This window comes from Pseudomonas sp. B6001 (genome assembly GCF_013386015.1).
In the GTDB taxonomy this organism is placed as follows: Bacteria; Pseudomonadota; Gammaproteobacteria; order Pseudomonadales; family Pseudomonadaceae; genus Aquipseudomonas.
Window position 1 is genome coordinate 19,971 of sequence record NZ_JACAOX010000036.1, and the last position, 7,552, is coordinate 27,522.

Here is a 7,552-nt window from a genome sequence, read left to right on the forward strand (position 1 = left end):
TGTGATATCGGTCATTTTGCGAATACCTCCAGCAATCGTGGCGCAATTCTGTCCAATGGGCGAATTTCAACAGCCGCGTCAATCGCCGCTGCCGCTTTGGGCATGCCGTAAACAGCACAGCTTTGCTGGTCCTGCGCGATGGTCAGGTAGCCTTGCTGACGCATCAACTTAAGTCCCTGGGCGCCATCACGCCCCATCCCCGTCAGCAGCACGCCAACGGCATCGCCATTCCAGTAGCTGGCGACGCTCTCGAAAAACACGTCGATGGACGGCCGGTAAATCTCGTTCACAGGCTCTGCGGTGTAGGCCAGCGTGCCGTTCTTCAGCAGACGAATGTGATGATTGGTGCCCGCCAGCAACACGACACCGCTTTGGGGCGGCTCGCCTTCCCGGGCCAGGCGCACCGGCAGGCCCGAGGCACTGCTCAGCCATTCGGCCATGCCGGCGGCGAACACCTGGTCCACATGCTGCACCAGCACAATGGCCGGCGAGAAGTCCCGGGGCAAGCCCTTGAGCAGGGATTCCAGGGCAGCCGGGCCGCCTGCGGACGAACCGATGGCCACCAGGCTCTGGCGTTTGCCCGTGGCCCGCTGGGGCGCAGGCTCGGCCCGCACGCGGCTGCCACGCTGGCCAATCAGCCAGCCGATATTGAGGATCTTGCGCAACAGCGGTGCCGCGGCGTCCTTCGGATTGCCCACGCCCAGTGCAGGGGTGTCAACCACGTCCAGGGCGCCATGGCCCATGGCTTCGAATACACGGCTGACGTTGGCCTGGCGGTCGACGGTGACAATCAGGATCGCACAAGGCGTCTCGGCCATGATCTGCCGGGTGGCCTCCACACCGTCCATCACCGGCATGATCAGGTCCATCAGAATCAGGTCGGGCGTGAACTCGGCGCAACGCTGCACTGCTTCCAGGCCGTTGCCCGCAACCCACACCACTTCGTGGGCCGGCTCTAGGCTCAACGCCCGGCGCAAGGCCTCCACGGCCATGGGCATGTCATTGACGATCGCAATCCTCATGCCCGTGCTCCTCCAATCAGCTCCACCACCGCGTCCAACAGCGCGTCGTCATGGAAGCTGGCCTTGGCTAGATAATAGTCGGCGCCGGCGTCCAGTCCACGACGACGGTCTTCTTCCCGATCCTTGTAGGAAACAACCATCACCGGCAGGGATTGCAGGCGAGTATCACGGCGCAAGAGTGTGACCAATTCAATACCGTCCATGCGAGGCATATCAATGTCCGTGATCAGCAGGTCGAAGTCTTCGGAGCGCAGCGCGTTCCAGCCATCCATGCCATCGACCGCCACGGCCACTTCATAACCGCGATTAAGTAACAATTTGCGTTGCAGCTCACGCACGGTCAGCGAGTCATCCACCACCAGAATACGCTTGCGCGGTGCTTCGAGGGTTTGCTGGGTGCGTCGGGCGATGCGCTCCAGACGACCGGTATTCAGCAGTTTGTCCACCGATCGCAGCATGTCTTCGACGTCGACGATCAGCACCACCGAACCGTCATCGAGCAACGCTCCGGCGGAGATGTCCTGGACCTTGCCCAACCGGTCGTCCAGGGGTAATACCACCAGCGTGCGTTCGCCGATAAAACGCTCCACGGCAATCCCGTAGACCGCATCGCGCTCGCGGATCACCACGACCTTCAGGGTTTCCTGACTGCCCTGCCCCGGCGGGCGCTGCAGCAACTGGCTGGCGGCGACCAGGCCGACATGCCGGCCTTCGTGCCAGAAATGCTGGCGGCCTTCCAGTTGCACGATGTCGTCGGGCGCAAGATCGCACATGCGCTCGATGTGGGCCAGCGGGAAGGCGTAGGCCTCTTCGCCAACTTCCACCACCAGGCTGCGCACTACCGACAGGGTCAACGGCACCTCCAGGTGGAAGCGACTGCCCTGCCCCGCCGTCTGCTCCAGCACCACCGCGCCGCGCAACTGGCGCACCATATGCTGCACCGCATCCAGGCCGACCCCGCGCCCCGAGACCTCGGTGACCTTGTCCCGCAGGCTGAACCCCGGCAGGAACAGGAACGTGAGCAGTTCCTCTTCGCTCAGGCGCAGGGCGGTTTCCACCGGCGACAAATGCCGGTCGACGATGGTGCCGCGCAGGCGCTCCAGGTCGACACCGTTACCGTCGTCGCTCAACTCCAGCACCAGCAAGCCGGCCTGGTGAGACGCCCGCAGGCGGATCAGGCCTTCAGCCGGTTTGCCCGCCAGCAGGCGTTGCTCGGGCATTTCAATGCCGTGGTCCACAGCATTGCGCAGTAAATGGGTCAGCGGCGCTTCGAGCTTTTCCAGCACATCGCGGTCGACCTGGGTTTTCTCGCCTTCGATTTCCAGGCGCACCTGTTTACCGAGGCTGCGGCCCAGGTCACGCACCATGCGCACCTGCCCGGCCAGCACGTCGGCAAACGGCCGCATGCGGCACGCCAGCGCCGTGTCGTACAAGACTTGGGCGCGTTGCCCGGCCTGCCAGCCGAACTCGTCGATTTCGGCGGTTTTTTCCGCGAGCAGTGCCTGGGCTTCGCTCAACAGGCGGCGGGTATCAGCCAGCGCTTCCTGGGCTTCCAGGCTCAGGTCGACGGTCTTGAGGTGGCCGTCGAGGTTTTCCAGGGCGCGGGCACTGTTGCTCTGGATGCGCTTGAGGCGTTGCAAGCTGGCGAGGTAAGGCTTGAGCCGCTGGGTTTCCACCAGGGACTTGCTGGACAGGTCCAACAGGCTGTTCAAGCGTTCGGCGGTCACCCGCAACACCCGCTCGCCGCCTTCGGTCATGCGTTTGTTCTGGCGTGGCAGTTCGGCACTGACCGGCGGCGCGGGTTCGGGCTCCGGCGGCAGGGTCAGCAGCGCTTCCATCGACAATTCAGGTTCTGGCGCGGGTGTGGGCGGCGGCGCAGGCTTTGGCGCAGTGGGCGGCGCGACTTTCTGCGACGGATCGAGCAACCGCTCCATCAATGCCACATAGGACTCGATGTCCGCCGGGCCCACGGTGTTGCCCGGCGTGGCAATGCGCATCAGCAAATCGGTGCCTTGCAGCAGTGCGTCGATATGCTCCGGCAGCAGGTACAAGCGGCTTTCCTGGGCGCTGACCAGGCAATCTTCCATCACGTGGGCCACGCTGACCCCCGCGTCCACCCCGACAATCCGCGCCGCGCCCTTCAGGGAATGGGCGGCACGCATGCAGGCTTCGAGCTGGTCGGCCTGGGTCGGGTTGCGCTCCAGGGCCAGCAGGCCGGCGCTGAGCACCTGGGTCTGGGCGTCGGCTTCCAGGCTGAACAGCTCCAGCAGCGAGGCATCGCGCATCTGGTCGGGGGTCATGTGAGGCTCCGGGTCACGGCAGACAACAATTGCGCCTCGTCCAGCCAGCGCAGGCTGCGGCCTTTCCACTGCAACACCCCTTGGGTATAGCGGGCGCTGGCCTGGGTGCCCGACGCAGATGCCGCATTCAAGGTGCGTTCATCAATGGCATGGATACCGTCCACTTCGTCCACCGGCACCACCACGGGGCCGTCCTGCGCCGCGATGATCAGCATGCGCGGCATGATTCGTGCGCCACTGGGGCCGCTGCCGGTGCTGTCCAGCCCCAGCAATTCCACCAGGGACAGGCACGCCACCAGTGCGCCACGCACGTTGGCCACGCCCAGCAAGGCGCGGGAACGCTGATGGGGCAAGGAATGGATCGGCTGCAACGGTGCCACTTCCACCAGGCAGCGAGTGGCGATGCCCAGCCATTCTTCGCCGAGGCGGAACATCAGCAGCGAACGGGTGAGGACGTCACCCTCGACTTCCGGCGTCGCGACGGGGCGGTGATCGTCCTGCTGCAAGGCATAACGGTCGAGCAGGCGCGTGGCGGCGGCGGAATACACCGAGCAATTGCGACAGTGAATGTGCTCGGCCAGCAACGGGCAGGACTTGTCACCGTGGATGCCGATGCGGTTCCAGCAGTCATCGATGGCCTGGGTATCGGCCAGGGTCAGGTTCAGCTCGGGATCCAGGGTCATGATTTACGCTCACTGTCAGCTCGCTCGCTGCGCGCGGCACGAGCCTGCAAACGCCGGGCGCCGGCGACATCGCCCTGGGACTCGAGCAACGCGGCCAGGTGCATCAAGGCCTGCGGGTGCTGGGGTTCCAGGTACAAGGCTTTTCTGTAATAACCCTGGGCTTCCAGGGCGCTGCCGGCCACATCGCTGAGCAGGCCCAGCCAATAAAACACCTGGGCCGCCGGCGGATGGCTCTGCAAATAACGCTCGCAGGCAGCACGGGCTTCCAGGCTCTTGCCTTCATTGGCCAGGGTCGCAATCTGACTGAGCAGATCGGCGGCGTCCGACTGCGGGGGCGGCGGCTTGATCGGTACCACTTGGGCACTGACGGTGCTGAACGGCCGGGGCCTGGTCGGGATAGGCGCGGCACTGCGCTGAGGAATCGGCGCGGGCATCGGCACAAATACCGGTTCAGGCGCGGGCTCCGCATGCCGGCTGAAGGCAAACGACTGCGGCACGCCAATCGAACGCATGCCCAGGCGCCCCAGCAAGCTGCCTTCGGCAGGCCCGATAAACAGCACGCCGTCGAGGTGGGTCAGGCCCTTGAGCACTTCAAACACCTGCTTCTGGGTCGGCTGGTCGAAGTAGATCAGCAGGTTGCGGCAGAACACAAAATCGTAGGTGGGCTCGTTGGCCAGCAGCGTGGGGTCCAGCAGGTTGCCCACCTGCAGGCGCACTTGTTCGCGTACCCGGTCGGCAATTCGGTAGCCGTCGGTTTGCTCGGTGAAGTGGCGATCGCGGAACTCGAGGTCCTGGCCGCGAAACGAATTCTTGCCGTACACCCCACGGCGGGCGCGCTCCACCGACAGCGGGCTGACGTCCATGCCCTGCACCTTGAACTGATGCGGCGCCAGCCCGGCGTCGAGCAAGGCCATGGCAATCGAATAGGGTTCTTCGCCGGTGGAACACGGCAGGCTGAGGATCCGCAGGGCGCGCATCTGCTTGATTTCGGCCAGGCGGGCGACCGCCAGCCGGCCCAGGGTGGCGAAGGATTCGGGGTAACGGAAAAACCAGGTTTCGGGGACGATCACCGCTTCGATCAGCGCTTGCTGTTCGTCGGTGGAGGCCTGCAATTGCTGCCAGTATTGATCTGCGGTCTGCGCGCTGAGCGCCATGCTGCGCTGGCGTACGGCACGCTCGATGATCGCTTCGCCCACCGAGGCAACGTCCAGGCCAATGCGCTCCTTAAGGAAGTCGAAGAAGCGTTGATCACTGCTCATCAACCCTCCTCGCCCGCGGCAAACAGCAGCGCCTGCACGTCAGCCGTCAGCAGGTCCGCCACGCCGATCCACTGCATCAAGCCACGCTCGTCTTCGCGCACCGGGCCCAGGTAACGTGCCTGGCGGTTGTCCAGGCCGTAGGGCTGGAACTCCGCCGGGTCACAGCGCAGGGTATCGGTGGCCTGTTCGAGGATCAGCCCCAGCCAGCGTGCCGGAGTGAGTGCATCCGGCTGATAATTGACCAACACCAGGCGCGTGCTGGTGCGGGCCTGGGCCGGCGTACCGAAGGTCAAGGCACTGAGATCGATCACCGGCACCATCGCCCCGCGATGGGCAAAGATCCCGGCGACCCACGCAGGCGCATGGGCAATGGGCTTAAGCGGCAGGCGCGGCAGCACCTCGGCCACTTCCGTGGCCTTGAGGGCATACCGTTCATTACCGATGTGAAACACCAGGAACAGTGCTTTCTTCACTGCCGCAACGGCACCGCGTTTAGCCGCGAGGTCGTTCATCAGACTTTAAAACGCGACACGCCGCTGCGCAGGCCGACGGCGACCTGGCTCAGCTCGTCGATGGCAAAGCTGGCCTGACGCAGGGACTCCACGGTCTGGCTGCTGGCATCGCCCAACTGCACCAGCGCATGGTTGATCTGCTCGGCGCCGGTGGCCTGGGCCTGCATGCCTTCGTTGACCATCAACACCCGTGGCGCCAGGGCCTGCACCTGATGGATGATCTGCGACAACTGCTCGCCCACCTGCTGCACCTCGAACATGCCACGGCGCACTTCTTCAGAGAACTTGTCCATGCCCATCACCCCGGCCGACACCGCCGACTGGATCTCGCGCACCATCTGCTCGATGTCGTAGGTGGCCACGGCGGTCTGGTCGGCCAGGCGCCGCACTTCGGTGGCCACCACGGCAAACCCGCGACCGTACTCACCGGCCTTCTCGGCCTCGATGGCAGCGTTGAGGGACAACAGGTTGGTCTGGTCGGCGACCTTGACGATGGTCACCACCACCTGGTTGATGTTGCCGGCCTTCTCATTGAGGATCGCCAGCTTGGCGTTTACCAGGTCAGCTGCGCCCATCACCGAGTGCATGGTTTCTTCCATGCGCGCCAGGCCTTGCTGGCCGGAGCCGGCGGCCACCGAGGCCTGGTCGGCGGCGGTGGAGACTTCGGTCATGGTACGGACCAAGTCCTTGGAAGTAGCAGCGATCTCCCGCGAAGTAGCGCCGATCTCGGTGGTCGTCGCGGCGGTTTCAGTGGCCGTGGCCTGTTGTTGCTTGGAAGTCGCGGCAATCTCGGTGACCGAGGTAGTGACCTGTACCGAAGAGCGCTGTGCCTGGGACACCAGGGCGGTGAGCTCGGTCATCATGTCGTTGAAGCCGGTCTCTACTGCGCCGAATTCGTCCTTGCGTTCGAGGTTCAGGCGTTTGCTCAAGTCGCCGGTGCGCATGGTTTCGAGGATGTCGACGATGCGTTTCATCGGCGCCATGATCGCGCGCATCAGCAGCAGGCCGCAGAGGCCAGCGGCGAGGATCGCGAGGATCAGCGAGACGCCCATGCTGATTTTTGCAGCGGACACGGCGTCGTCGATAGCGTTGGTGGCGCGGTCCGCGACGTTTTTGTTTTCGGTGATGATGTCGTTGAGCTTCATGCGGCCTGCGGTCCAGGTCGGGGTCAGCTCTTCGTCGAACACTTTGCGGGCGGCGGCGACGTCATTGCGTTGCAGGTTTTCAGTGACTGCGGCCAAAGCCTTGTTGTAGGCCTGGTGCAGGGCTTCGAACTTATCGAACTCGGCCTGATCCTCAGCGCCGTTGATAGTTGCCTTGTAATTGGCCATTTGCGTGATGATGCGCGCTTCGAAGGACTTGTAGTCGGCCTTGTCGGCTTCGGTGAGTGTCTTGTCTTTGCGCAGGCCGATGATGTCGAGGGTGTCGAGGTAGCTGTCGACCCATGCGCTGCGGATCATGGAGCTTAGGTAGACCCCGGGGACTGCGTCATCGCGGACTGACTCTTCGCCAGCCTCGATCTTCAACAGGCGTGAATACGAGACCACTACCATCAGCAGCATGATCGCGATGATGACCGCAAAGCTCGCCAAAATCCGTTGGCGCAAGGTCCAGTTCTTCACAGTAATTCCTCGAGGGCCATTCAAATGGAGAGGAGTATAGCTGAGCGGATGCCATCATTAATCAACGGCTTGTGGGATCTGGGTCACGCTCGGGGGAGGAAAGTTTTCTTGGGGGGGCATATCCGTTGCTGCGGTAACGGCTGCTATTGGTTCC

General features: G+C 63.8%; 6 protein-coding genes. All 6 read right to left on the reverse strand.

Going from position 1 to position 7,552, the window contains the following annotated elements; translation table 11 throughout:
* Window positions 1-11: 11 nt before the first annotated feature.
* The 6 genes from HX821_RS27880 to HX821_RS27905 are packed head-to-tail and all read right to left on the reverse strand — an operon-like array spanning window position 12 to window position 7,398.
* Entirely contained in the window at window positions 12-1,022 is a 1,011-nt protein-coding gene (locus HX821_RS27880) for a chemotaxis response regulator protein-glutamate methylesterase (protein ID WP_003219250.1), read from the reverse strand.
* Window positions 1,019-3,322, reverse strand: a complete 2,304-nt coding sequence (locus tag HX821_RS27885) for a hybrid sensor histidine kinase/response regulator (protein WP_177008490.1) — start codon at window positions 3,320-3,322, stop codon at window positions 1,019-1,021. Before HX821_RS27885 ends, HX821_RS27880 begins: the two co-directional genes overlap by 4 nt.
* Window positions 3,319-4,005, reverse strand: coding sequence for a chemotaxis protein CheW (locus tag HX821_RS27890; RefSeq protein ID WP_102368208.1), 687 nt, complete (start codon window positions 4,003-4,005; stop codon window positions 3,319-3,321). Before HX821_RS27890 ends, HX821_RS27885 begins: the two co-directional genes overlap by 4 nt.
* On the reverse strand, window positions 4,002-5,264 hold the full coding sequence (locus HX821_RS27895; protein ID WP_177037004.1) for a protein-glutamate O-methyltransferase CheR: 1,263 nt from the start codon (window positions 5,262-5,264) through the stop codon (window positions 4,002-4,004). The genes HX821_RS27890 and HX821_RS27895 overlap by 4 nt, the downstream gene beginning before the upstream one ends.
* Window positions 5,264-5,776, reverse strand: coding sequence for a chemotaxis protein CheW (locus HX821_RS27900; RefSeq protein ID WP_102368206.1), 513 nt, complete (start codon window positions 5,774-5,776; stop codon window positions 5,264-5,266). Before HX821_RS27900 ends, HX821_RS27895 begins: the two co-directional genes overlap by 1 nt.
* Window positions 5,776-7,398 carry a methyl-accepting chemotaxis protein gene (locus HX821_RS27905; RefSeq protein WP_003219261.1) on the reverse strand — a complete coding sequence of 541 codons (1,623 nt, stop codon included), beginning with the start codon at window positions 7,396-7,398 and terminating at the stop codon, window positions 5,776-5,778. Before HX821_RS27905 ends, HX821_RS27900 begins: the two co-directional genes overlap by 1 nt.
* Between the last annotated feature and the right edge of the window lie 154 nt (window positions 7,399-7,552).

Coding starts and splice junctions, on each gene's coding strand:
- HX821_RS27885 (WP_177008490.1), bottom strand. CDS start 3,322: ATGACCCCCGACCAGATGCGCGATGCCTCGCTGCTGGAGCTGTTCAGC.
- HX821_RS27890 (WP_102368208.1), bottom strand. CDS start 4,005: ATGACCCTGGATCCCGAGCTGAACCTGACCCTGGCCGATACCCAGGCC.
- HX821_RS27895 (WP_177037004.1), bottom strand. CDS start 5,264: ATGAGCAGTGATCAACGCTTCTTCGACTTCCTTAAGGAGCGCATTGGC.
- HX821_RS27880 (WP_003219250.1), bottom strand. CDS start 1,022: ATGAGGATTGCGATCGTCAATGACATGCCCATGGCCGTGGAGGCCTTG.
- HX821_RS27900 (WP_102368206.1), bottom strand. CDS start 5,776: ATGAACGACCTCGCGGCTAAACGCGGTGCCGTTGCGGCAGTGAAGAAA.